Raw genomic sequence first — 24,500 nt, 5'->3', positions numbered from 1 at the left:
CCGCCGGCACACCAGGACGAGTCCGCGGCGGACGGCCCGCGCCGACGGGCCCGGGCCGCTCAGAGCAGTCCCTCCTCGCGCAGCACGTCCTGCGCGACGGCGAACGCGTGGTTGGCGCTCGGCACCGAGCAGTAGATCGCGGTCTGCAGCAGCACCTCGCGCAGCTCGTCGACGGTCAGCCCGTTGCGCAGCGCGGCCCGCACGTGTATCGCGAGCTCGCCCCAGTGCCCGCCCGCGACCAGAGCCGTGAGCGTGATCATGGAGCGGCTGCGCCGGTCCAGGCCCGGACGGGTCCAGATCTCGCCCCACGCGTACCGGGTGATGAGGTCCTGGAACTCGGCGGTGAACTCCGTGGTGCCCGCTGTCGCCCGGTCGACGTGCGCGTCGCCGAGCACCTCGCGCCGCACGCGCATCCCGTCGCCAGTGCCTTCGGGCAGGCGCTCGGGCTCCGGCTCGGGCCCGGCCTCGACCCCGGGGCCGCCGGTCACCGGACCGCCCCCACGGTCACGAGCTCGCGCACGAGCTCGGCCACGCGGACGGGAGCCTCGGCCGGGGCGAGGTGCGCGACGCCGCCGAGCACCTCCGTGCGGACGGCGCCGACGCCTCGGGCGATCTCCTCGAGGGCGGCGGGTGGCGCGGGGACGTCGTGCTCGCCCGCGATCGTGAGGACGGGCACCGGGGTCGCGGAGAGCCGAGACCGCAGGTCGTACGTCGCCAGCGCCCGGCACACGGCGCCGTAGCCGATCCGGTCGGCCGTCTGCAGGCCGGCGAGCAGCCGCAGCACCACCTCGGGCTCGCGCTCGACGAACCCGGGACCGAACCAGCGCTGCGTCGAGCCGACCACCTGTGTGGGCGTGCCGGCGGCTTCGACCAGCCGCGCCCGCTCCAGCCATGGTCCGGGTTCTCCGAACGAGGCCGCGGTGCAGATCAGGGCCGCACCGCGCAGGCGTTCGGGCGCGTCGAGCAGGAGCTGCAGCCCGACGGCGCCGCCCACGGACACGCCCGCGTACCAGAACGGGGCGCCCTCGTCGCCGCGCTCGGCCTGGGCCCGGTCGACGACGTCGAGCACCGAGCGCGCAAGATCCGCGACCGTCAGCCCGGCGAGGTCGGCGGCGTCGGGTGCGGGCGCCGAGCCGTGCCCCGGCAGGTCCCACCCGACGACGTCGAGGTCGCCGGCCAGCAGCGGCACGACGTCCTGCCACAGCGCTGTGACGCCGGTGCCGAGCGACGGCCCGAGCACGAGCAGCGGCCGGGACCTGTCCGTGAGCGCGTAGGCGCTGGCACCGAGTGCGGGGGCGGCGGTCATGATTCCTCCAGGCTGGACTCATCAGTGGCGGAGTCCTGAGCAGCGAGCTGCGCCAGCACCCGGTCGACGACGGCGGGCGCCATCCCGACGCCCCGGGCGTCAGGCAGTGCGGCGTGCAGGTTCCGCGCGGCCGCCGAGGTGTCGACCTCGAGCCCTTCGAGCAGCTCGGCACCGAGGCGAGCCGTGACGACGGCGTGCCGGGCGAGCTGCTGCAGGGCGGGCCACTCGGCGTGCCACGCGCCGTCGGACCGCTCGTCGGCGGCGAGGCCCGCCGCGCTCTGCACGGTCGCGGCCAGGTGCGGCGCCGCGATCGCCGACCGGCGCAGCAGCACGGAGAGAACGGGGTTGCGCTTGTGCGGCATGGCCGACGACGTCCCCCGGCCGGGAGCCGCCGGTTCGCGCAGCTCGCCCACCTCGGGGCGGACGCCCTGGAGGACGTCGCCCGCGACGTGCCCGAACGCGGCGCAGGTCTCGGCGAGCGCGGCGGCAGCACGGGTCATGGGCGTGCGCGTGGTGTGCCACGGGCCGGGCGGGACGGGCAGGCCGAGCTCGCCGCCCCAGGCGTCGACGAGCGCGTACGGGTCGTCGGTGAGCCGGGCGACGCCGGACAGCTCGCCGGCCGCTCCGCCGAAGGCGAGCGGGAGCACCTCGGCGACGTCGCCGAGGTGCTGGCGGGCCGCGCGCAGGCCGCCGAGCCAGCCCGCGAACCGGGCGCCGAGCGTGGTGGGGACGGCGGCCTGGCCGAGCGTTCGCCCCAGTGCCGGGGCGTCGCGATGGGTGCGCGCCAGTCGGGCTGCCGCCGTGCACGCCCGACCGAGATCGCGGACTGCGGCGTGAGCGGCGTCGCGCAGCACCAGGACCAGCGCGGTGTCGAGCACGTCCTGGCTGGTCAGGCCCGTGTGGATCGTCGTGGTGTGCTCGGGGACAGCGGCTCGCAGCCGGGCCAGCAGCGGGATCACGGGGTTGCCGCCGCCGGCGGACTCGGCGGCGACCTCGCGCGCGAGCCCCTCGGCGGTCGCACCGCCGAGCTCCGTGGCCGCGGCCTCGACGGCGTCCGCGGCCGCGCCGGGCACCAGCCCGACGGCGGCCTGGGCACGGACCCACGCCACCTCGGCCGCGAGCAGCGCTCGCAGGACGGCGACGTCGTCGGTGACGTCGTCGCCCGCCGCCCCCGGCCACAGCAGGCCGACGTCAGGCACCGACGCCGTCCTTTCCGGCTGCCGGCCCCTCGTCGTAGGTGAGGAACACCGTCTCTCCCTCCCCGTGGAGTCGGATATCGAAGCGCAGCGAGCAATCGACGCCGTAGCGCAGCGAGCCGTCGGGCTCGCGCGCCGTGACCAGCGTCGCGCGCCGCTCGGGTTCGAGCGAGGCGAGCAGCGGGTCGTTCTCCAGCGGGCCCGGGATGAGCGCGACGACGTCGTCGGTCGTGGCGTCCGGCAGGTAGGCGCGGGTGAACAGCCGGTCCTGCAGCCCGCGGGCGAAGACCGTCACGGCGAAGAACGGCGCCCGGCCCGGCTCGGTCGCACCAGGGCTCAGCGTGCGGAACCAGTACCCGCCCTCGCGATCGGTCTCGGCGCGGCCCCAGCCGGTGAACGTGCCGTCCCGCAGGACCGACCCGCTCCGGTGTACGACCGCGCCCGCGGGGTCGGCCTGCCAGATCTCGATCAGCGCGTCGGGCACCGGGGCACCCGCGCCGTCGTACACGGTCCCGTGCAGGCGGACGGCGCCCGGCGTCCCCGCCTCGACCAGCTCGTTGCCGCGCGCATACGGCAGCGCGTAGCCGAAGAACGGCCCGACGGTCTGCCCCGGCGTCGGCGGAAGCAGATCGTTCGTGGCTGGTTCACTCATCGCCGTCCTCCGGCTCGGTCCAGGTGCGATGCGACCCGGTCAGCACGATGTCCCACCGGTACCCGGTGGCCCACTCGTGCCGCGAGACGTCGTGGTCGTAGGCCGCCACCAGCCGTTCGCGGGCCCGCGGATCCTGGATCGACTGGTAGATCGGGTCCAGCGGGAACAGGGGGTCGCCCGGGAAGTACATCTGGGTGACGATGCGCTGCGTGATCTCCCGCCCGAACAGGGAGAAGTGGATGTGCGCCGGGCGCCAGGCGTTGAAGTGGTTCTTCCACGGGTAGGGACCCGGCTTGATGGTCTGGAACTGGTACCAGCCGTCGTCGTCGGTCAGCATCCGCCCGATCCCGGTGAAGTTCGGGTCGATCGGTGCCGGGTGCTGGTCGCGCTTGTGGATGTACCGCCCCGCCGCGTTGGCCTGCCAGACCTCGACGAGCTGACGCCGCACCGGTCGGCCCTGCCCGTCGACCACCCGGCCGCGCACCACTATCCGCTCGCCGATCGGCGAACCGTTGCGCTGGACCGTCAGGTCCGCCTCCAGCGCCCCGATGTCGCGCTCGCCGAAGACGGGGGCGAACAGCTCGATCGTCTCCGGGTCGGCGTGGTGCAGGTCCTTGGTCGGGTGCCGAAGGAGCGAGCTGCGGTACGGGGCCCAGTTGCGCCGCGGGCCGTGCTCCTGCGGCGCGCCCTCCTGCAGACCCTTCTCGTACGCCCAGTGCCCGGCCTCGATCTCGGCGCTGAGCTGCGCCTGCGAGTCGGCGGCCGTATCGAGTGCGGTGTCCGGAGCCGTGCCGGCTGTGTCCGCTGCTGCGTCATCCATCGTCATCTCCCTCTCGACGTCATCGTCGTTCCTGCCCGCGCTCACGAGAGGAGACCCGCGAGCGCCGGCTTCCCGAGCACGGGCCCCCAGCCGGTGTAGCCCTCAGCGAGGTAGCGGCGGCCGGCCTCCGAGGAGGTGAGGGTGCGCAGCTCGGCGACCCGGCGTCGGGCCGCGAAACCCGTCTCGCCGGGGTGGGAGTGCAGCATGCCGCTCATCCACGCGGAGAAGTGCTGGGCGCGCCACACCCGTTCGGACACCCTGCGCCCGTACTCGTCGAGCACGGTGTCGTCCCGCTTGGCGAGCCAGGTCTCCAGCACGTCGTGCAGCACGACCACGTCCGCGAGCGCCAGGTTGAGGCCCTTGGCTCCGGTGGGCGGGACGGTGTGGGCGGCGTCGCCGGCCAGGAGCATGCGGCCGTGCCGTACGGGCTCCACGACGGACGAGCGGAAGCGCAGCACCGACCGCTCCTCGACGGGCCCCTCGACAAGCCGGAATCCATCGGGCCCGGCGACCCTCCGCTGTAGCTCGGCCCAGATCTGGTCCTCGCTCCAGCCGGTCGGGTCCTCGGCCGGGTCGCACTGGAAGTACATGCGCTGGTGGGTCTCGGTGCGCTGGCTGATCAGCGCGAACCCGTGCTCGGAGGCGGTGTAGACGAGCTCGGGCGCGCTGCGTGGTGCCTCGACGATGACGCCGAACCAGGCGTAGGGGTACTCGTGGACGAAGGTGCGGCGCTGCGCCTCGGGCAGGGTGTGCCGCAGGGTCGAGTGGGAGCCGTCGGCGCCGACGAGCACGTCGCAGCGCAGCTCGTGGGTCGCTCCCTGGGGGTCGGTCCAGAGCACGCCGGGCCGGTCGGTGTCCCGGTCGAGCACCTGCGTGACCGTGGCTTCCCAGCGGATGTCGCCGCCGTCGGCCTCGCGCCGGGTGGCCAGGTCGACGAAGACGGCGGTCTGCGGGTAGAGCCACACGCTGCGTCCGGTGAGCCCGGTCAGGTCGATGTGGTGGTCCTCGCCGTCGAACCGCAGGACGATCCCGTCGTGCCGGTCGCCGTCGCGCAGCACCCGGTCCAGGCCGGACTCGACGAGGGTCTGCACCGAGCTCGCCTCCAGGATCCCGGCGCGGTGCGTGTGCTCGATCTCGTGGCGCGAGCGGGCCTCCAGCACCACGTGGTCGATCCCGGACCGGTGCAGCAGGTGCGAGAGCAGCAGCCCGGCCGGGCCGCCGCCGACTATCGCGACGGGCGTGTGTTCCACGGTCAACGAGTCCTCCCGAGAGTCGAGCCGAGCGTCAGGCCGAGCGTCTCCTCGAGCTCGCCGTGGGTCCTGCCGAAGACGTCGACGACGCGTGCGCCGTCGACTCCTACGTCGATGACGGCGAGGTCCGTGTAGATCCGGGACACGCAGCCGACGCCGGTCAGCGGCAGCGTGCAGTGCTCCACGAGCTTCGGTGCGCCGTCCTTGGTCAGCAGCGTCATCATCACCACGGTGCGCCGGGCACCGATCGCGAGATCCATGGCCCCGCCGACGGCGGGAACGGCGTCGGGCGCTCCCGTGGACCAGTTCGCCAGGTCGCCCGAGGTCGAGACCTGGAACGCGCCCAGCACGCAGACGTCGATGTGGCCGCCGCGCATCATGGCGAACGAGTCGGCCTGGTGGAAGTAGGACGCGCCGGGCAGCTCGGTCACCGGGATCTTGCCCGCGTTGACGAGGTCGGGGTCCACGGCGTCCGGCTCCGGGGACGGGCCCATGCCGAGCATGCCGTTCTCGGTGTGCAGCGTGATCCCGCGGCCGGTGGCCAGGTGGTCCGCGACGAGCGTCGGCAGCCCGATGCCTAGGTTGACGTACGACCCGTCAGGGATGTCATGCGCGACCCGGGCGGCGATCTGGGCCTTGGTCAGCGGTGCACGGCGTGCTGCGGTATCGGTAGTGGTCATGCGGGCTCCTCCGTCGCGATCGTGGCGCGTCCCGAGATCTGGACGACGGCGTCCACGTAGATACCGGGTGTGACCACGGCCTCGGGGTCGAGGGCCCCGGTCGGGACGACTTCCCGCACCTGCACGACGGCGCGCCGTGCGGCGGCCGTCATGATCGGGCCGAAGTTGCGCGCGGTCTTGCGGTACACGAGGTTGCCGACGCCGTCGGCCCGGTCGGCCCGCACCAGGGCGACGTCCGCGTGGATCGGGTACTCGAGCACGTGGTCGACACCGTCGATCCGGCGGTGCTCCTTGCCCTCGGCGAGCGGCGTGCCGAAGCCGGTCGGTGTGAAGAACGCGCCGATCCCGGCGCCGGCCGCCCGGATCCGCTCGGCCAGGTTGCCCTGCGGCACCAGCTCCAGCTCGACGTCTCCAGACCGGTAGGCGGCGTCGAAGTGCCACGAGTCCACCTGACGTGGAAAGGAGCACACCATCTTGGCCACCCGCCCCCGCTGGATCAGCCGCGCGAGCGGGTCGTCCCCGTTACCCGCGTTGTTGCTCACCACCACCAGGTCCGAGGCGCCCTGATCCAGCAGGGCCTCCACGAGGTCCGTCGGCTGCCCGGCCGGCCCGAACCCGCCGATCATCACCGTCGCGCCGTCGGCGACCTCCCCGAGCGCGTCGAGGGCGCTCGACGCGAACCGTGGCGCGCTCATGCGGGTCTCCCGTTGGTCACGTTCTCCAGCACCACGGCCATGCCCTGTCCGACGCCGATGCAGATGGTCGCGACACCCCAGCGGGCGCCGTCGGCGACCAGGCGCCGGGCGAGCGTCCCCAGCACGCGGGTCCCCGACGCCCCGAGCGGGTGCCCGACGGCGATCGCGCCGCCCCACGCGTTGACGATGTCCATGTCGACACCCCAGGCGTCGGTGCAGGCGAGGGTCTGTGCGGCGAACGCCTCGTTGATCTCCACCGCGGCGACGTCGTCCCAGGTGATCCCCGAGCGCTCCAGGGCACGCGTGACGGCCTCGACCGGCGCGTACCCGAAGTACTGCGGCTCGTTCGCCACGGCCGCCCGGCCTGCGATGCGGGCCAGAGGTTCGAGGCCCGTCAGCGCGACGGCCCGCTCGGACCCGATCAGCGCCGCCGAGGCGCCGTCCGTCAGCGGTGAGGAGCTGCCCGCCGTGACGGTGCCGCCCTCGGGGCCGTCGCTCGCCGGCCGGAACGACGGCGTCAGGGCCGCCAGCCGCTCCAGCGAGGTGCCGGGACGGATCGGCTCGTCGCGGGTCAGCCCGCTCTCCGAGCCGGTCACGGGGTACGGGGTCACCAGGTCGTCGTAGTGCCCGGCTTCCCACGCGGCATGGGCCAGCGTGTGGCTGCGCAGCGCGTACTCGTCCTGCCGCTCCCGCGTGATCCCGTGCCGCTCGCGCAGCCGCTCGGTCGCCTCCCCGAGCGAGACCGTCCAGTCCGGCCGCATCCGCGGGTTGACCAGCCGCCAGCCGAGGGTGGTCGAGGACAGGTTCAGGTCGCCCGCCGGGAACGGCCGCTCGGTCTTGGGCAGCACCCACGGCGCGCGGCTCATCGACTCCACGCCACCCGCCAGGACGACGTCGGCGTCGCCGGTTTCGACCGCCCGGGCCGCCTGCACCGCGGCCTCCAGCGACGACCCGCACAGCCGGTTCACCGTGACACCCGGCACCGTGACCGGTAGACCCGCGAGCAGCACGGCCATGCGCGCCACGTCCCGGTTGTCCTCCCCCGCGCCGTTGGCGTTGCCGAGGATCACGTCGTCGACGACGGCGGGATCCAGCCCTGGCGCGCGCCGCACCTGCTCGCCGACCACGAACGCGGCCAGGTCGTCCGGCCGGACGTGGGCGAGCGCGCCGCCGTACCGTCCGAACGGCGTCCGGACGGCGTCGAAGACAAAGGCCCCTCGCATCAGATCACTCCCCTACCTGTCGTCGTTTCCCGCTGGGCTGGTCACGGCGACGCCGTCAGCCCATACTCCCTAGCGCATCCGGGCGAGGTCGGCCTCGATCGCCGCGGCCGCCTTCAGCAGCGGAGGCAGGAGGTACTCCAGGATCTCGGCGATCTCGCCACGGCGCACCGGCGCGGAGACGTTCACCGCCGCGACGACGCGCCCCGTACCGTCCCGCAGCGGCGCTGCGACCGACCGCAGTCCCTCCTCCAGCTCCTGGTCCACCAGCGCCCAGCCCTGCTCCCGGACCCGCACCAGCTCCGCGCGCAGGTCCCGCTGCTTCGTGATCGTCCGCGACGTCAGCGGCTCGAGCTCGGTCGCGGCGAGGTAGGCGTCCAGCACCGCCGGCTCGGCGTGGGCGAGAATCGCACGCCCCATCGACGTCGCGTAGGCCGGGAACCGGGTACCCACGCGAATCGCCGCGCTCATGATCCGGCGCGTCGCGACACGCGCCACGTAGACGATGTCCGCGCCGTCGAGCACCGCCACCGAGGACGACTCCCCGACCTGCTCGGAGAGCTCCTGCAGGTGCACCGTCGCGATCTCGGGCAGCGTGAGGCTCGAGAGATAGGCATGCCCCAGGTCGAGCACGGCCGGCCGGAGCGAGAACTCACGCCCGTCCGTCGCGACGTACCCGAGCTCGACCAGCGTGTGCAGGAACCGGCGCGCCGAGGCGCGGCTGAGCGACGCCTCCCGGGCCACGTCGCTCAGGGTGAGCGACGGCCGCTCGCTGTCGAACGCGCGGATCACCGCCAGCCCGCGCTCCAGCGACTGCACGAACTCAGGCGAACGCGCTGCCACGTCGTCGGGGCTCGTGCCGGCACCGCTCGTCTCGTCGGCCATCTGGCCCTCCTCGGCTCGTCCTGGAGCACCGCGCGGCACGATAGAGTGTGCGGCATCCGAACGAACGTGCTCAGAGAGAACACTGTCAGGATCGGCCGACGCGGTCAACCGCTGCCTGTCACGATGGCTTGCGACCCGCACCAGCCAACGTTCCGCCGCTCGACGACGACGGCGGCCGCACCCACCGAGGAGACATCGATGTCACCAACCGAGCGCGAGGCCGGGACCGCCACCGGCGTGCGCACGTCAGACCTCTTCATCGCAGGCCGGCACGTCCCGGCCGAGGACGGCCGTTACGTGGAGACCGTCCAGGCCATCACCGGCGAGCCGATCGCCCACGTCGCCGCCGCGTCGGTCGCCGACGCGGACCGGGCCGTCGAGGCAGCCGCCGCTGCCTTCGAGTCCTGGTCGACCATCGCCCCCGCCGCGCGCCGCGACGTCCTGCAGCGTGCCGCCGGCCTGCTGAGCGAGCGGGCCGACGAGATCGTCGCGCTGATGGGGCGGGAGATGGGCGCCACCGCACCGTGGTGCCGGTTCAACGTGCACGTCGCGACCGGCATGCTGGCCGAGGCGGCCGCCCAGGTGTACTCGGCCGTGGGCGAGGTCATCCCGTCGGACGTCCCCGGGCTCACTGCGCTCGGCGTCCGCCAGGCCGTCGGCGTCGTCGTCGGTATCGCACCATGGAACGCTCCGCTCATCCTCGGAGTGCGGTCGATCGCCATGCCCCTGGCCTACGGCAACACCGTGGTGCTCAAGGCTTCCGAGCAGGCGCCGCTGACCCAGGCCGCGATCGTGCAGGCGCTGCACGACGCCGGCGCACCGGCCGGCGTCGTGAACCTGATCAGCAACGCTCCCGAGAACGCACCCGGCGTCGTCGAGGCGCTCATCGCCCATCCCGAGGTCAAGCGCGTCAACTTCACCGGCTCGACCAAGGTTGGACGGGTCATCGGAGAGCTTGGCGGCCGCTATCTGACTCGCGTGGTCCTTGAGCTGGGAGGCAAGGCGCCGTTCGTCGTCCTCGCCGACGCGGACCTGACGGAGGCGGTGGCCGCCGCCAGCTTCGGGGCATTCATGAACCAGGGCGAGATCTGTATGTCGACCGAACGCGTGATCGTCGACCGCACCGTCGGTGCCGAGCTTTCCGGGCTGCTGGCACGAAAGGCCGACAGCCTGGTCGTCGGCGCCCCCGACGACCCGAACGCGCACCTCGGCCCGCTCGTCCACACCCGGGCACGCGACCACGTGATCGACCTGATCGAGGATGCCAGGGCCAAGGGCGCGCAGGTGCTCGCCGGCGGGACGGCCGACAGCCTGTACGTACGCCCGACCGTGCTGCGCGGCGTCACGCCCGAGATGCGCATCTACACCGAGGAGTCCTTCGGCCCGGTCGTGGCGATCATCGAGGTCGACGGCGCGGACGAGGCGGTCGCGGTCGCCAACGACACCGAGTACGGCCTGTCGGCCGCCGTGTTCAGCCGCGACGTCACCGCCGCGCTTGCCGTGGCCCGGCGCATCAGGTCCGGCATCTGCCACATCAACGGGGCCACGGTGCACGACGAGCCGCAGATGCCGTTCGGCGGCGTCGGCGCCAGCGGCTGGGGCAGGTTCGGTTCTCGGGCCGCGCTGGAGGAGTTCACCGAGCTGCGCTGGATCACGATCCAGTCGGGGTCGCGCCACTACCCGATCTAGGGGAGACCACGTCTGACGTCAGCGTGGGTGACTGTGCGACTGCGGCGGAAGACTGACCCCAGCGAGTAGCTGGTCCAGAGCGATGCCCATGACGCCGACCAGCGCCGCGGTCGTGCAAGCGTTGGCCTACACGGGAGCGGGACGCGAGTAGTCTTCGATCGATGCTGGTCCTTCGTCGATGCTGTTGCCGCCCATGAACGGGCGAGTGCCGCGCGTCGCGATCGTTCGCTCGTGTCTGCGGGATGGCCGGGGCGGCAGCACGACCGCGGTGGTCGAGGAGACGCCCTTGAGCGACGATGAGCGTCGCCGCATCCCGCTGATGACCGGTGCTTCCCACGCCGTTTTCGTTGCCGCTGGCGAAGGCCGGGCCGCGCTGCGGTTCTTCACCGCCGAGGGCGAGCTGCCGGCATGCGGGCACGGGACGATCGCCGCCCTCGCCTTCCTCGCCGGGAATCAGCGCTTCCGTGGTGTGCTGCGCACTGCCGCCGGCGCCTTCACCGGCTGGTCCCAGAATGACGGGGGGCAGCTTCGCGCCGGCTTCGAGACCGGGCCCGTCGAGTTTCGCGAACCGCGCCCTCAAGAGCTCCGACCGGTGCTGGCGGCACTGGGCATCGCGCCGGATGACGCCGTCCCCGGAGCGAGTATCGCTTCGATCGGGCGCGAGCGAATGCTGGTGCCGCTCGGGTCCCGATCGGCGCTGGCGGCGCTCGAACCGGACTTCACCGGGCTCCGTGCCGTCTGCGACCGGCTGGGGCTGCTCGGTTGCTACGTCTACAGCCGCCCCGACAGCGGCAGTCGTCTGGCGGCGCGCATGTTCGCGCCCTCGATCGGCGTCGAGGAGGACATCGCCAATGCCAACAGCACCGCCTGCCTTGCCGCCCTGCTCGCCGGACAGGGCCTCAGCTCCATCACCGTGGATATGGGCGATGCTCTCGGGAGCCCCGCCGCGATCACCGCGGCCGCACCGGCGGGCTCGCGCGCCGGGATCCGCCTCGGCGGTACCGCGATCGTCAGCTCCCGCGACACGTTGGCGCTCTGATCGGGGCCGAGTAGCGTTCCGCAGGTGATTCTCCTCAGCCGATCTTCTTGTCGCCCATGAGCGGTCGCTATCCGAACGCCACCAGCGGTGACCGGGGGATCGCCGCGGTGTTGTGGGACGTCGACGACACCCTGTTCGACCATTCGGGTGCGGAGCGGCTCGCGGCGCTCGAACACCTCGCGTCCGAAGGGCTGCTGGAGCGGTACGGCTCCGAGGAGGAGGCCGCCGCGCACTGGCACGAGGTGTCAGAGGCGTTCGTGCGGCGCTACCTCGACGGGGCGTTGACCTTCCAGGACCAGCGGCGGGAGCGGGCGCGCGCCCTCGCGGGCCGGGCGTTCACCGACGACGAGGCCGATGCCTGGTTCGGCGGCTACTTGGGCGCCTATCAGCACCACTGGCGGGCGTTTCCCGACACCGTCCCGGCGCTGGACGCGCTCGCCGCCGGATACCGGCACGGGGTGCTCTCCAACAATGCCGCCTTCCAGCAGGATCAGAAGCTCCGCGCCCTGGGCATCCGCGACCGCTTCGAGGTGCTGGCCTGCGCCGAGGAGCTCGGTGTCGCCAAGCCCGCGGCCGCGGCGTTCCACGTCGCCTGCGCCGCTCTCGACCTGCCGCCCGAAGCGGTCGCCTACGTCGGTGACCTGGCCGACAATGACGCCCGGGCGGCCGACGCCGCCGGACTCACCGGAATCTGGCTCGACCGGAGCGGAACCGAGCCGGGTCCGGACGGCCCCATGCGGATCACCTCGCTCGCCGAGCTGCCCGCGCTCCTCGCCGAGAACGTAGCGGTTCAGTGATCGCCGTCCGGCACACGCGTGGCCCAGGCAGCGACCGCCACCGCCGAGGCGACGTTCAGGGAATCCACTCCCCCGGACATCGGGATCCGGACGGTCATGTCGCACTCGGCGATCGTCCGGGGCTTCAGGCCGTCGCCCTCCGTCCCGAGAACCAGCGCGAGCTTCTCCGGCGGGTCGGCCACCAGGTCGTCCAGCGAGATCGAATCATCCTCCAGCGCGAGCGCTGCCACCTTGAAGCCATGCTCGTGCAGGGTCCGGATGCCGCTCGGCCACGGATCGATCCGCGTCCACGGAACTTGGAAGACGGTCCCCATGGAGACCCGGACGGCCCGTCGGTAGAGCGGGTCCGCGCAGCTCGGCGTGAACAGCACGGCATCCACCCCGAGAGCCGCGCACGCGCGCATCCCGGCACCGACGTTCGTGTGGTCGACGATGTCCTCGAGGATCACGACGCGGCGCGCCCCCGCCCCGCCGCGCGCGCTCGTGAGCACCTCGTCCACGCCGGGCAGCGGCGGCCGGTGCATGGCGGCCAGGGCGCCGCGGTGCAGGTGGAAGCCGGTGATCGCCTTCAGCAGCGGCTCCTCGGCGACGTAGACCGGCGCGCCCGTCTCGGCGATCAGGTCCGTCATCGAGTCCAGCCACTTCGGCGCCATGAGGAACGACCGCGGCCGGTGGCCCGCGGCGAGCGCCCGCCGGATCACCGTCGAGCTCTCGGCGATGTAGAGCCCCTTGGCCGGCTCGTGCTTGGAGCGCAGCACGACGTCGGTGAGGCTGTTGTAGTCGGCGAGGCGCTCGTCGGTGGGGTCGTCGATGCGGACGACGTCGAGGGTGGTCACCCGTGCATTCTCCCTGACCTGTCGTCCCGGGCCGTCAGATCCGCCCGCGGACGGGCGTGCGCTCGAGGGGGTCACCGCCGTCGGGCATCACCATCTCGGCGCGCACGCCGAGCAGGCGCACCTCGCGGCCGGGCTCCATGCCCGCCGCGAGGGCGAGGACGGCGGCGGTCATCTCCGCGAGCGACCGCGTCGACGCGGGGAGCTTCTTCGAGTAGCTCTGCGTGAAGAAGGGCGCGTAGCGCACCTTCAGGCCCATCCGGAAGACCGGCCGGTCCTCCGCCTCGGTGTCGGCGTGCACCTGCGTGACGAGGTCCCGCAGCGCCGCCTCCACCTGCTCGGGCGTGGTGAGGTTGCGCTGGTAGGTGGTCTCGCGGCTGTGCCCGCGCGCCACCCAGGGCGTGTCGTCGACGACGGCGGAGCCGCGCCCCCGCCCCAGGTCGCCGTACCAGGCGCCCATGCGGGGCCCGAACTCGGCGACCAGCACGTCGCCGTCGGCCGCGGCGAGGTGGGCGACGGTGTCGATGCCGTGCGCGGCGAGGCGCTTGGACACCTTGGACCCGACGCCCCACAGGTCGATCGTGGGCCGCCGGCCCATCACGTCGAACCAGTTGTCCTCGGTGAGGCGGAAGACGCCCGCCGGCTTGCCGAACCCGGTGGCGATCTTCGCGCGGATCTTGTTGTCGCCGATGCCGACCGAGCAGTGCAGCTCGGTGGCGGCGAGAACCGCCTCCTGCACCCGGCGGGCTACCGCCTCCGGGTCGTCGGCGTCGCAGCCGAGGAACGCCTCGTCCCAGCCGAGCACCTCGACCACCATGCCGAGCCCGCGGAGGGTGTCCATCACGTGCCCGGAGGCCTCGAGGTAGACCTCGTGGTCGACGGGCAGGATGATCGCGTGCGGCACCTTGCGGGCCGCGACGCGCAGCGGCATGCCCGACCCGACGCCGAACTTCCGCGCCTCGTACGACGCCGTCGAGACCACCGCCCGCTCGGCCGGGTCGCCGCGCCCGCCCACGATCACCGCCTTCCCGGCGAGCTCCGGGCGGCGCAGCACCTCGACCGCGACCAGGAACTGGTCGAGGTCGACGTGCAACACCCAGCGGACGGCGCGCGGGCCCATGGCACGAGTCTTCCGGGACGGGTCTGCGCTGTCATGTGCTCGGCGCGACCTCGCAGGTCGCTGCCGACGCCTGGAACCCGAGTTCCGCGCACGGCCGCGCTGGGACGCCGTTATCGTCCCGTTATCTCTGAGAGCGAAATCCTTCCCCCTTCCCTCGGGGCACCAAGACTCCATATTCTCCGGGCAAGGAAAGTTCGTCCCGCTCGTGAGGAGAGTTGTGATGAGAACTACCCGAAATCACCGGTCGTCCCGCGCCCGCCGCAGCAAGGAACCCACCCCGCACCCAGCGTTGCCCCAGTCCTACGCGGCAATGATCGAGCGCACGCCGTCGCTGGACGACGCGCAGCTCGAGTCTCTCCTCGAGCGGGCCGTCGCCGGCGCGGACGCCGCACGGACCCTCAGCTCCACCGCAGTCTCCCCCAGCTTCCGCGTACAGCTCGAAGCGCGGGTCAAGGACGGGCAATACGCGAAGGAGCGCCTCGTCCTCGCCCACCTCCGCCTCGTGCCGACCATCGCGACCACCTACTCCGGCCGTATGCCGTTCATGGACCTGGTGCAGGAGGGCAACGTCGGCCTGGTGCGCGCCGCCGACTCGTACGACCCCGCGCACGGCACGTTCGCCGCCTACGCCCACCGCTGGGTGCGCCGCTCCATCGTCCGCGCGGTCGCCGCCGCCGAGCAGGCCGAGTCGGCGAGCCAGAGCGGGCCGACCCTCGAGCAGACCATGCTGCGCCGCCGCGTCCGGCAGGCCCTGCGGCACCTCGACGCCGTGGAGGCCCGCGTCCTGGAGATGCGCTTCGGGCTCCTGGACGGCACCACGCGCACCCTCGACGAGATCGGCCGCCGCCTTGGCGTGACCAAGGAGCGCGTCGCCCAGATCCTCGAGAGCGCGCTGGCCCGGCTGCGCGACGTCGTCAGCCCGGCTCCCCTCGCCGCGTGACCCTCAGCCGAGCGATCACCTCGTCCAGCGCCGCGTGGTACGCCCACGACGACTGGTAGCCCGCGTGGGCCGCCACGGCGAAGAGATAGGCCGACCGGTCCATCTCCTCCGCCCCGCGGTCTATCTCGTTCACCCCGTAGCCCACCACCGGGAAGCCCAGGAAGTCGGTGCGCCGCCACAGGTTCACCCATGCGGGCTTCGCACCGCAGGTCAGCAGTGACACCAGCGTGACCTGTTCCCCCGAGCCGGGCTCGGGGCGCTCCGGCGTCAACGGCGCCGCCGGGGCAGCCCCGGGTCCGGAACCCCCCGCCGCGCCCGTGGGCGTCGCCGCCGTACCCCGCACCTGGCCGCCCCACGGGTCCGCCGACCAGGCCGGCCCGGTGCACGGTGGCGTGCCGATCGTCGTCGGGCCGAGGAGGTCCGGGAAGAACCGCCCGAAGAACGGGCGTAGCTGCATGCCGTAGGTCAGCAGGCCGACGCGGCCGTCCGTGGTGTCGGGCAGAGGGTTGCCCGCCCGGATCAGGATCACCGCCGCGGCCAGCACGCCGCCCATCGAGTGGCCGGACAGCACCACGCGCCGTGTGGGGGCCACCCGTTCGCGCTCGGCGTCGTCGGCGATGTCGGCGCCGGTGAGCCAGGCGTCGACGCGGGAGCGCACCTCGGGCACCGCCCGCTCGGCGTAGCTCGGCGGGCCGAACGGGTGGGCGCTGCGCGGCAGGAAGCACAGAAGGTCCCAGAGCAGGCCCCACGGGCGCGCCGGGCCGCCTCCCGCGCCGGCCGCCATGGCGCTCACCACCAGGGTCGTCGCGAGCACCCCGAGGGCCGGCACCGCCAGGCCGGACAGCCACGTGGGCACCTGGACGGTGCCGGTGTCGTCGTGCTGGGCGATCAGCGGGATGTGGGCCACCAGGGCCGCGACGTAGGCGGCCGCCGCCAGGGCGCCGGCGGCGAGCTCCGCCCGGTGCGACATGGCCGCGACCTGCCGGCCGCGCAGCACGCGCTCCAGCACGGGGTTCGGGCCGCCGTCGGGGTCCGGGGCGTCGGCCACCGCCCGCCACGCGGGCACCGCCGGGCCGTACTGCGGCCCGAGCGTGCGCGGCGCGCCCGGGATCCACAGCGCCCGGGAGCGGACCGCGTCGAAGACGTAGGGCCCGCCCAGCGCCACGACGACCAGCACCAGGAACACCAGCGCGATCACCACGGACGCCGTCCCGAACTCGGTGTACACGGGCGGCACCCGCACGAGCTCGGCGTCGGCCACGCCGCGGGGGATGCCGACCAGGCCGTCCCCGAGGGGCTTTGGCGCCGCGTGCTCGCCCTCGCGCAGGAACCACTGCACGCCGAGCACGAGCAGGCTCGAGTACACGGCGGCCGCCGCGGCGGACACCAGCAGGAACACGCCAGGTCCCGCGCCGTTCCAGCCCTCCTGGGTACGACGCCGCTGCAGGATCGCCGCCAGCACCACCGCGACCGGGCTCAGGACGGCGAGCACCGCGGCCGCGACCAGCGGGTGGCGCAGCGGCGCGCCCGGCTCGGTCACCAGCACCACCGCCACGCACGCGGTGGCGACCACCGGTACGGCGGTCCAGGCGGCGACGGCCGCGGTGCTGCGCGCGGTGCGCCAGGCCAGCCCGGTCGCCGCGATGCCGAACAGCCCGACGCCGAGCAGCGCGGGCACGAGGTCCAGGCCGATCAGGGCGGGCATGACCGCCGGCTGCGGCCCCGCGACACAGGCGATGAAGGCCACCAGCCAGACGATCAGCCCGGCCGCGAACACCCCGAGACCGGCCCGGCCCTTCCAGCGGGAGGTGACGGCCTGGACGCCATCGTCGTCGGTGCGCAGGGCGACGAACGCGCACGCCCCGAGGATCACCACCAGGCCCGCCACGGGGAGGCCGGGCATCGGCAGGCCGGCGTCGGCGTACCGGGTCCAGGTGAGGAACTGCCCCGTCAGCCCGAGGGCCGCGCCGAGGTGCGCCCACAGCAGGCCCGAGCCCGAGCGCTGCGTCCAGAAGCCGGCCCGGTACAGCGGCGGGCCCGACGGCGGCACGGTGCCCCCGGCACGCATCACCGAGAACTTCGACTCGAACCGGACCTGGCCGCTGTGCGCCACCGCCACCAGCACCCCGACCAGCAGCACCGGCACGAGGGACAGCAGCGCAAGACGGTCGCCGACGTCCATCCGGGCCAGGCCGTACAGCGCGGCGGGCAGGCGCGCGCAGACGGGGACGACGGAGTCGGCCCCCGCCGTCGCCAGGCCCATGCAGCGCGTGCCGAGCACGGACAGCGAGACCGTGGCCACGGCCGAGACGAACAGGAGCGTCAGCCCGAGCGCGAACACCCGGGTCAGCGCGGCGGTCGCCTCGGGGCGCAGGCTGCCCGAGCGGCCGTGCGCCTCCCGCGCGCCGGGCGCCCCGTGCGCGCCGGGCTCGGGGTCCGGGATGCGGCGTGCCCAGTACGCAGCGTTCACCAGGCCGAACGGGACCATCGCCGCCCACAGGAGACGCACCGCGAGCTTGCCCACCACGCCCAGCAGTCCGCCGAACGGGATGCCGCCGAGCCGCGCCATCGCGCCCCACGAGTAGGCCTCGCGGCGCACGTCGGGCCGGATCGCGTGGACGTGCCCCGGCGGGAGGGCCTTGTCTCGCGCCTCGGCGGCACGGGTCGGGATCCAGAAGCTGCCCAGGCCGTCGCCGTCGGACTGGGTCACCTCGCCGCGGGGCAGGTCGAGCGCGCCGTACGGCAGCTCGTTCGCGATGCCGTGGATCCGCAGCTCCAGGATGGCGGGCTCCGGGCTGGGCCGTTCCAGGCTGGGCCGTTCCGGGCCGGGCTCCTGCGGGCCGGGTGGCTGCGGACTGGTCGGAGTGCCGGGCGGCGCGCTTTCCATAGCGCCCAAAAGTAGGGCAGCGGGTCGTCCCCGCGCACCGCGCCACGCGCGCCCGGCCACATCCTGCGGGAATCCCGCAGGACACGCGTCGCCGCTGGTCAGGTGGTCCGCGCTCTTGACCTCGTGCGGGCGAAACGCGAGAATTGCGCCGATGTTGACGTTAATAGTTTGATGTCCGCATCGCCCACAGTTCGGGTCCCGCTACGTGCAACGGCGCACGAGATAGGTCGACACCATGAACGCACGTCATCGCACTACTCCGCCCGCCTGGCGGCCGCTCTTCCGGCGAGCGGTCGGCATGCTGGCCGCCCTCGTCCTGCTCCCGATCACCGCGCTGTCCCTCGCCGCCCCGGCCACGGCCGCCACCAGCGGTTTCCGCGGCATGAACTGGGCGGTGCTGGGCGACAACTTCAGCACCGGGCCGCTCGTCCTCGACGGCCTGAGCAGCTCCGACAGCTACGCCACCGTCCAGGCCAAGGCCAACGCCGTGTACGACGACATGGCGAGCACGCTCGGCGTCAACACCGTCCGGCTGCCGATCAACACGCACACGGTCGGCACGGCCTGGTGGAACAACTACCGCGGCGCGATCGACGCCGCGACGGCCCGCGGATTCAAGGTCATCCTGGCCTACTGGGAGGACGGCGCCGCCTCCGGCGGCCGGATCACGAACTACGCTGCGTGGAACACCATGTGGTCCACGGTGACGTACCAGTACGGGTCCAACACCAACGTGTACTTCGAGCCGATGAACGAGCCGCACGGCTACAGCTCCGCCGAGTGGCGCGACGTCGCCGCCGACTGGCTCGACTACCACTACTCGGCGGTGCCCAGCCGCGTCCTGATCGGCGGCGTCGGCTACAGCCAGGACCTGCGGGACGTGTGCAACGACAGCCGCTTCAGCGGGACGCTGCTGTCCTACCACCACTACGCGTTCTTCTACGGGGACAACACCTACGAGGGCTGGCGCAACCACGTCATCACCCGCCTCGGGAACTGCGCCTCCCGCGCCGTCATGACGGAGTTCGGCGCGGCCATGAACACCGGCCTGAACTACGGCGACCCCAACAGCACGAATAACTTCGTGCGCCACATCCGCGCGGTCACCGACGTCATGCGCGAGAACCAGATGGGTGGCACCTACTGGCCGGCGATCGGCGGCAAGCCCGGCACCATCGGCTACGACGGCTATTCGATGTACATCAAGGGCGGCAGCGGCACCGACCTCTCGCTGACGGTCCGCAACGCGTCGGGCGCGAACCAGCTGCGCTGGGCGTGGGGCGACAACGTCGACCCGAACGCGGGCAACGCCGCCGGCGCCACGGTCACCGACATCGTGAACCAGAGCTCGGGCAAGTGCGTCGACGTGGTCAGCGCCTCGACGGCGAACGCGGCCGAGGTGGACCAGTACACCTGCGGGAGCGGGGCAAACCAGCAGTGGGCTCTGCAGAACCTCGGCAACGGCTACTACAACCTCGTCGCGCAGCACTCCGGCAAGTGCCTGGACGTCAACAACGCCTCGACGGCCGACGGCGCGGCGATCATCCAGTACACCTGCGGCAGCGGCACCAACCAGCAGTGGCAGCTGCGCAGCGTGAGCGGCGGCTACGTCGAGATCGTGGCGCGGCACTCGGGCAAGTGCCTCGACGTGCCGGCGTCGTCGACGGCGAACGGCGTCCGGCTGAAGCAGTACCCGTGCAACGGGGGCGCCAACCAGCACTGGACGCTGTGACCGCACTCCCCTGACGGGCGGACGGCGAGGGCGGGGCCGGAGGGCCTCGCCCCTCCCGGGCTGTCATCTCGGCTTGGAACGCGTCATACCCCGATCCGGAGGTGGTCGCATGGCTTCGGAAGCCACTCGGAACGGTGGGCAGTCGCGCGTCAGCTTGCTGGACGTGGCCCGCGAGGCCGGCGTCTCGAAGAGCTCGGTCTCGAACGTCATCCGCAACCATCCGCACGTCCGGGACGCCGTGCGCGAACGGGTGCAGGCCGCGATCGACAAGCTCGGCTACCGGCCGCTGGCGATGGGCCAGAACCTCCGGTCCGGCTCGACGGGACAGGTCGCCCTCGCGATCCCGAACTTCGCCCAGCCGTACTTCGCGGAGGTCGCCAGGGACGCCTGGTATTCGGCCGGAAGGTAGGGTCGATCCAGCTCACCCCGGAAGCGCCCTTTCAATCGATCAACGGCCGACCAGCCGCGGCCGCTAAACCGAACGAACTGTCGGCGCAGACTGGGCCGACGACGTCATCCGTGCAAGAAGTCGACCCGGGGTGACCGAGTGTCGTCCTCGAGGTAGAGCCGCACGACCGGGCCCGCGGCTGTCTGCGATTGGGTCGGCAGCGTCACATCGAGCGATTCAGCTGATTGTTGCCACGCAACCTCATCCTGAGAACCGAGCACTCGAACTTCCCGGATGCCTCGTGCGAGGAGCCCGGCGCCGCTCCCAAACGATCGGATTCGCGCGACCCCATCCTCGGGATGGGCAAGCAAGGTCGCGTACACGTAGTCGCCGGTGACGTGGGTTCGTGTCGTGAATCGAACATCCGCGGCCGTGTACTCGGGCGAGGAGCTGTCAACGAATGAGCCGACCGTGACCACGGTCGGGCCCTCGCCGGGAATCGTCCACGGTCGGCTGCCGTAGATCGCTTCGCCGTTTCGCGTCAGCCACGCCCCGATGGCCTGGAGGAGCCGGCGTTCCTCTTCTGGGATGGCGCCGTCGGCTCTCGGTCCGATGTTCAAAAGGAGCACGCCGTTCTTCGACACGGTGTCAGCCAGCTCGGCAATCAGTTCGTGGGCGCCCTTGTAGTCGTGTCCCTCGACCCAGCTCCAGGAGGTGCGCGACACCGAGGTGTCGTTCTGCCACACGACATCGCGGATGCCGCCCATGGCGCCGCGTTCGATGTCGTAGACGGCGCTTCCGGGCGCGAAGGAGTCCCACTTGAAGTTGATGACGACCTCACGGCCCCACTCCGCGGCGCGGTTGTAGTAGTACGCCGCGAAGCGACGCAGATACGGCTCGAAGGCGGCCGACTCGATCCACCAATCGAAGTAGAAGATCTGGGGTCGGTACTTGTCGACGATCTCGACGCATCGCAGCAGCCAGTCCTCGAGGAAGCGCTCATTCGGCGCGATCTCCTCTCGCTGGGCCGGCCCGTAGAAGTCCGCGTAGGCGGGATCGCGAACGTCGGAATCGAATCGGCTCCCTCCGTTCATGAAGAACCAGTGCTCTGCGCGATGACTTGAGGCGCCCAAGACCATCCAGGCGCGATCGACGGCGTCGCCGAGCTGGCGGAACACGTCCTGGCGCGGCCCCAGCTGCGTGACACTCCACCGCGAACGGTCGGTGTCGTACAGGGCGAACCCGTCGTGATGCTCAGCCACCGGCACTACGAACTGTGCGCCCGCCTCCTTGAACAGGGCGGCCCAGTCGTCGGGCTGGAACTTGTTCATCGTGAAGCTCGGGATGAAGTCCTTGTAGCCGAAGGTGCGCTGCGGCCCGTAGGTGGCGACGTGGTGCTCGAACGGCTTCGAGCCCTGCAGGTACATGTTGCGGGAATACCACTCGTCTTCGAACGCGGGGACCGAGAACACGCCCCAGTGCAGGAAGATCCCGAACTTGCCGTCGTGGTACCAGAGCGGAGCCCGGTAGCTCTGGAGTGACTCCCAGCTCGCCTCGTAGGGCCCGGCTTCGATGACCTGCTTCACGCCGGCCAGGGCCGCCGTGTTGTCGGAGACGTCGACCGGATCGGGCAGGTCGCTCGGGTTGATCGGGGGCAACGTCATTGTGGATCCTTCTCGCGGTCGTCATCGAATCGAGGTCGTATCGACCAGTCGTCGACCCGCATGGTGGTTGACAGCTTGGGCGTTCTGGGAGAAAGTGTACCGCGACTTGGAGCGCTCCAAGTCGCGGTACCGTTCAAAGGAGAATGGAACATCCCATGCTGACAAGTCCAAAATATCGCCGAGGGATGCTTGCGCTCCTCGCCGCCGCGCTCCTCACCGTGGCGGGGCAAAGCAACGTCTGGGTGGCGAACGCCGCAGGATCAGACCACTACGTCGACTGCTCAGCCGGTACGAACGGCTCGGGAACTCAGGCGGATCCGTGGAACTCCCTGGCGCCGGTGAACTCCTTGCAGTTCGGCCCGGGCGAACGCGTGCTGTTCAAGGCCGGGACGACCTGTGTCGGACAGCTGACACCGTCGGGCTCGGGAGCGTCAGGCAGCCCCGCCGTCATCACGAGCTATGGATCTGGCGCCAAGCCGATCATCGACGGCAACGGCGTTGTAGGTGCGGTAATCAAGCTCCTCAACGTTCAGCAGTGGCAGCTCTCAGGTCTCGAGGTGCGAGATGCCGCAGCTTCTCCCGCCTACAGAACAGGGGTGATGGTCGAGAACTCCTCCGGCACGACGCTCTCGGGCATCTCCATCACCAACATGACCATTCGGAACATCTCAGGATGGGCGGGCGGCTGGTACTCCTCGAACGCGGGTGTCGCCATCCAGACCGACCACACCACGCCCGCCTCCACCTGGAACGACGTCACCGTCGCCAACAACACGTTCGACCACGTCGATCGCATCGCGGTTGCGGTCACGCCAGACAACCCCAACGACGGGACGCCCAAGCCGACGAACATTCGGATCTTGAACAACAACATCCGGTATTCGGGCGGCGACGACATTCTGATCGTCAACGGCAGCGGAGGGCTGATTGACGGAAACGATGCGGCGTACGGCGGGTCGAAGTCGATGGCCGGCTGCCCGCCGGCCGGCCAAGTCTGCAACGGGGCATCAGCATCGATCTGGGTGGCAGGCAGCAACGACACGATAATCCAGAACAATTCGGTCGCCTGCACGATCAACCAGCAGGACGGCATGGCGTACGACGTCGACTGGGGCAATCACAACACGACGATCCAGTACAACTACTCGCGCAACAACTCCGGCGGCTTTCTCATGATGATGCCGCAGACCGGCAACATCCCCCCGAGCGATGGAACGGTCGTTCGCTACAACGTGAGCGAAGACGACACGAACACGGCCAGCTGCCCGATCACGAGCAACTTCAACCGCACTCACAACGTGTTTGACTTCCCTGGCCCCATCCCCAATCTGAGCGGCTCGTCCGCGCCCCTTCCGGACATCTACAACAACACGATCTACATCTCATCCGGACAGCAGACTTGGGTGGTCGGAACGCGAAGCGGGGGCACCCAGCCCGGTTCCTACAAGTTCCGGAACAACCTGGTGCTGAACTACGGGATCAGGGGCTACCTGTACACGACCGGCTCGGTCTTCGCCAACAACCTGTTCTATGGGCCGCACAACGGCAACGAGCCGACAACCGGGTCGGTCTACCTGGACCCCCAGCTAGTCGGCCCTCTGGAATCGGCGGCGCAGGCCTCGATCGGCGCGACTGCCTATCAGCCCCGGGAATCGTCGCCGGCTTTGGGCGCTGGTGTGCCCATCGCCTCCAACGGCGGCAGGGACTTCGCCGGCAACTCGATTGCGGCTGTGCCCAGCATCGGCGCGTACGAGAAGGCCAATACGAACCTCGTGCGAAATGGCAGCTTCGACTCCGGGGCTATCACTCCGTGGACCCTGAGTGGCGCCGGATCGTCCGTCACGACCAGCACGCGGTTCAACGGCACCTCGGCCCTCCAGACCGGCCACGCGAACAGCGGAGTCGAGAATATAGTCACCGGGCTCGCCCCATCGACCACGTACCTCTTGTCGGCCTGGACCAAGGTCGCGGTCGTCGGCGAACAGGTGGCCATCGGAGTCAAGAACTACGGCGCCCCAGAGACCTTCGCTCAGTCGACCGACTCGACGTGGGCGCTCACTACCGTTCCGTTCACCACTGGACCGAGCAGCACGACCGCGACGGTCTACTGCTACAAGAACGCTGGGTCTGGGGCGGGATTCTGCGACGACTTCAGCATCGTCAAGCTGACGAACGCCGCAAACCCGGTCGTGAACGGAGGCTTCGAGACCGGCTCGCGAACACCGTGGGGTCTCTCGTCTGCGGTGGGCGTCAGTGTCACGGCATCCGCTGCTCATAGCGGCTCGTTCGGCCTCGCCACGGGCGTGGCGAACAGCGGTGTGCAGCAGACGATCACCGGGTTGCAACCGGGCAAGACATACGTTCTCACCGGGTGGCTGCACGCCGTGTCAGGCGAGGAGATCTCTGTCGGCGTCAAGTCGTTCGGGGCCGCGGAGTACTTCCATAACGTTGCCGGGGCGACATACGCCCCCGGAGCGGTGGTATTCACCACGGGCACTGCCAACACGCAGGCGAACATCTATTGCTACAAGGGCACTGGATCAGCTGCCGGGGTGTGCGATGACTTCGCAATCATGACCGTGGGCTAGGTCAGCACCTCACGGTGGCCGTGTCGGCAGCTCAGCGACACGGCCACCTTCCGCGGCGCCGCCGCATCTTGTGTTTGGTACGCTCCAAATGAGCTGCCGGCCCGAGGGGCCCTACGCGC

At 71.4% G+C, this 24,500-nt stretch carries 21 protein-coding genes; 7 read left to right on the top strand and 14 right to left on the bottom strand.

Annotation, left to right across the window (positions count from 1 at the left end):
- Window positions 1-59: 59 nt before the first annotated feature.
- The 10 genes from pcaC to ACFT2C_RS15555 form a co-directional block, all read right to left on the bottom strand.
- On the bottom strand, window positions 60-413 hold the full coding sequence (gene pcaC, locus ACFT2C_RS15600; RefSeq protein ID WP_377207997.1) for a 4-carboxymuconolactone decarboxylase: 354 nt from the start codon (window positions 411-413) through the stop codon (window positions 60-62).
- Window positions 414-484: 71 nt separating this feature from the next.
- Window positions 485-1,306, bottom strand: a complete 822-nt coding sequence (locus ACFT2C_RS15595) for an alpha/beta fold hydrolase (protein ID WP_377207975.1) — start codon at window positions 1,304-1,306, stop codon at window positions 485-487.
- Window positions 1,303-2,505 (bottom strand): lyase family protein, encoded by a 1,203-nt coding sequence (locus ACFT2C_RS15590; RefSeq protein WP_377207974.1) that lies wholly within the window; start codon window positions 2,503-2,505, stop codon window positions 1,303-1,305. Before ACFT2C_RS15590 ends, ACFT2C_RS15595 begins: the two co-directional genes overlap by 4 nt.
- Window positions 2,498-3,154 carry a protocatechuate 3,4-dioxygenase subunit alpha gene (pcaG, locus tag ACFT2C_RS15585; RefSeq protein WP_377207973.1) on the bottom strand — a complete coding sequence of 219 codons (657 nt, stop codon included), beginning with the start codon at window positions 3,152-3,154 and terminating at the stop codon, window positions 2,498-2,500. The genes ACFT2C_RS15590 and pcaG overlap by 8 nt, the downstream gene beginning before the upstream one ends.
- A complete protein-coding gene (gene pcaH / locus ACFT2C_RS15580; RefSeq protein ID WP_377207972.1) occupies window positions 3,147-3,974 on the bottom strand; it encodes a protocatechuate 3,4-dioxygenase subunit beta in 828 nt (275 codons plus the stop codon). The genes pcaG and pcaH overlap by 8 nt, the downstream gene beginning before the upstream one ends.
- 41 nt (window positions 3,975-4,015) lie before the next feature.
- Entirely contained in the window at window positions 4,016-5,224 is a 1,209-nt protein-coding gene (locus ACFT2C_RS15575) for a 4-hydroxybenzoate 3-monooxygenase (protein WP_377207971.1), read from the bottom strand.
- A gap of 2 nt (window positions 5,225-5,226) precedes the next feature.
- Window positions 5,227-5,904 (bottom strand): 3-oxoacid CoA-transferase subunit B, encoded by a 678-nt coding sequence (locus tag ACFT2C_RS15570; RefSeq protein WP_377207970.1) that lies wholly within the window; start codon window positions 5,902-5,904, stop codon window positions 5,227-5,229.
- On the bottom strand, window positions 5,901-6,599 hold the full coding sequence (locus ACFT2C_RS15565; protein ID WP_377207969.1) for a 3-oxoacid CoA-transferase subunit A: 699 nt from the start codon (window positions 6,597-6,599) through the stop codon (window positions 5,901-5,903). The genes ACFT2C_RS15570 and ACFT2C_RS15565 overlap by 4 nt, the downstream gene beginning before the upstream one ends.
- Window positions 6,596-7,822 (bottom strand): thiolase family protein, encoded by a 1,227-nt coding sequence (locus tag ACFT2C_RS15560; RefSeq protein WP_377207968.1) that lies wholly within the window; start codon window positions 7,820-7,822, stop codon window positions 6,596-6,598. The genes ACFT2C_RS15565 and ACFT2C_RS15560 overlap by 4 nt, the downstream gene beginning before the upstream one ends.
- Before the next feature lie 69 nt (window positions 7,823-7,891).
- Entirely contained in the window at window positions 7,892-8,704 is an 813-nt protein-coding gene (locus tag ACFT2C_RS15555) for an IclR family transcriptional regulator C-terminal domain-containing protein (protein WP_377207967.1), read from the bottom strand.
- Between the two features lie 198 nt (window positions 8,705-8,902).
- Here ACFT2C_RS15555 and ACFT2C_RS15550 point away from each other — a divergent pair, with 198 nt between their 5' ends.
- From ACFT2C_RS15550 to ACFT2C_RS15540, 3 genes are all read left to right on the top strand, one after another.
- Window positions 8,903-10,393 (top strand): aldehyde dehydrogenase, encoded by a 1,491-nt coding sequence (locus ACFT2C_RS15550; protein ID WP_377207966.1) that lies wholly within the window; start codon window positions 8,903-8,905, stop codon window positions 10,391-10,393.
- 178 nt (window positions 10,394-10,571) lie between these two features.
- A complete protein-coding gene (locus tag ACFT2C_RS15545; RefSeq protein ID WP_377207965.1) occupies window positions 10,572-11,432 on the top strand; it encodes a PhzF family phenazine biosynthesis protein in 861 nt (286 codons plus the stop codon).
- Between the two features lie 56 nt (window positions 11,433-11,488).
- The gene (locus tag ACFT2C_RS15540) at window positions 11,489-12,229 is read left to right on the top strand and encodes an HAD family hydrolase (RefSeq protein WP_377207964.1); all 741 of its coding nucleotides are present in this window, start codon (window positions 11,489-11,491) and stop codon (window positions 12,227-12,229) included.
- Here ACFT2C_RS15540 and ACFT2C_RS15535 read toward each other — a convergent pair.
- Together ACFT2C_RS15535 and ACFT2C_RS15530 are read right to left on the bottom strand one after the other, a co-directional pair.
- Window positions 12,223-13,065, bottom strand: a complete 843-nt coding sequence (locus ACFT2C_RS15535) for a TrmH family RNA methyltransferase (protein WP_377207963.1) — start codon at window positions 13,063-13,065, stop codon at window positions 12,223-12,225. The two genes, ACFT2C_RS15540 and ACFT2C_RS15535, sit on opposite strands and share 7 nt — an antisense overlap.
- Before the next feature lie 34 nt (window positions 13,066-13,099).
- Window positions 13,100-14,182: a DNA polymerase IV gene (locus tag ACFT2C_RS15530; RefSeq protein ID WP_377207962.1), complete on the bottom strand. Its 1,083-nt coding sequence runs from the start codon at window positions 14,180-14,182 to the stop codon at window positions 13,100-13,102.
- Window positions 14,183-14,402: 220 nt separating this feature from the next.
- Here ACFT2C_RS15530 and ACFT2C_RS15525 point away from each other — a divergent pair, with 220 nt between their 5' ends.
- Complete coding sequence (locus ACFT2C_RS15525; RefSeq protein ID WP_377207961.1) at window positions 14,403-15,122, top strand: sigma-70 family RNA polymerase sigma factor; 720 nt, start codon at window positions 14,403-14,405, stop codon at window positions 15,120-15,122.
- On the opposite strand, the gene ACFT2C_RS15520 is transcribed toward ACFT2C_RS15525, so the two are convergent.
- A complete protein-coding gene (locus ACFT2C_RS15520) occupies window positions 15,097-18,009 on the bottom strand; it encodes a hypothetical protein (RefSeq protein ID WP_377207960.1) in 2,913 nt (970 codons plus the stop codon). The two genes, ACFT2C_RS15525 and ACFT2C_RS15520, sit on opposite strands and share 26 nt — an antisense overlap.
- A gap of 235 nt (window positions 18,010-18,244) precedes the next feature.
- Here ACFT2C_RS15520 and ACFT2C_RS15515 point away from each other — a divergent pair, with 235 nt between their 5' ends.
- A complete protein-coding gene (locus tag ACFT2C_RS15515) occupies window positions 18,245-19,741 on the top strand; it encodes an RICIN domain-containing protein (RefSeq protein WP_377207959.1) in 1,497 nt (498 codons plus the stop codon).
- A 109-nt stretch (window positions 19,742-19,850) separates the two neighbouring features.
- Window positions 19,851-20,150: a LacI family DNA-binding transcriptional regulator gene (locus ACFT2C_RS15510; protein WP_377207958.1), complete on the top strand. Its 300-nt coding sequence runs from the start codon at window positions 19,851-19,853 to the stop codon at window positions 20,148-20,150.
- A 104-nt stretch (window positions 20,151-20,254) separates the two neighbouring features.
- On the opposite strand, the gene ACFT2C_RS15505 is transcribed toward ACFT2C_RS15510, so the two are convergent.
- A complete protein-coding gene (locus ACFT2C_RS15505; RefSeq protein ID WP_377207957.1) occupies window positions 20,255-21,793 on the bottom strand; it encodes an alpha-L-fucosidase in 1,539 nt (512 codons plus the stop codon).
- Window positions 21,794-21,936: 143 nt separating this feature from the next.
- Between ACFT2C_RS15505 and ACFT2C_RS15500 the strand changes: the two genes are divergently transcribed.
- Window positions 21,937-24,381 carry a carbohydrate binding domain-containing protein gene (locus ACFT2C_RS15500; RefSeq protein WP_377207956.1) on the top strand — a complete coding sequence of 815 codons (2,445 nt, stop codon included), beginning with the start codon at window positions 21,937-21,939 and terminating at the stop codon, window positions 24,379-24,381.
- The last annotated feature ends 119 nt before the right edge of the window (window positions 24,382-24,500 follow it).

The organism is Promicromonospora sp. NPDC057138 (genome assembly GCF_042670845.1).
Taxonomy (GTDB): Bacteria; Actinomycetota; Actinomycetes; order Actinomycetales; family Cellulomonadaceae; genus Promicromonospora.
This window is presented reverse-complemented; position numbering and strand designations above follow the sequence as displayed.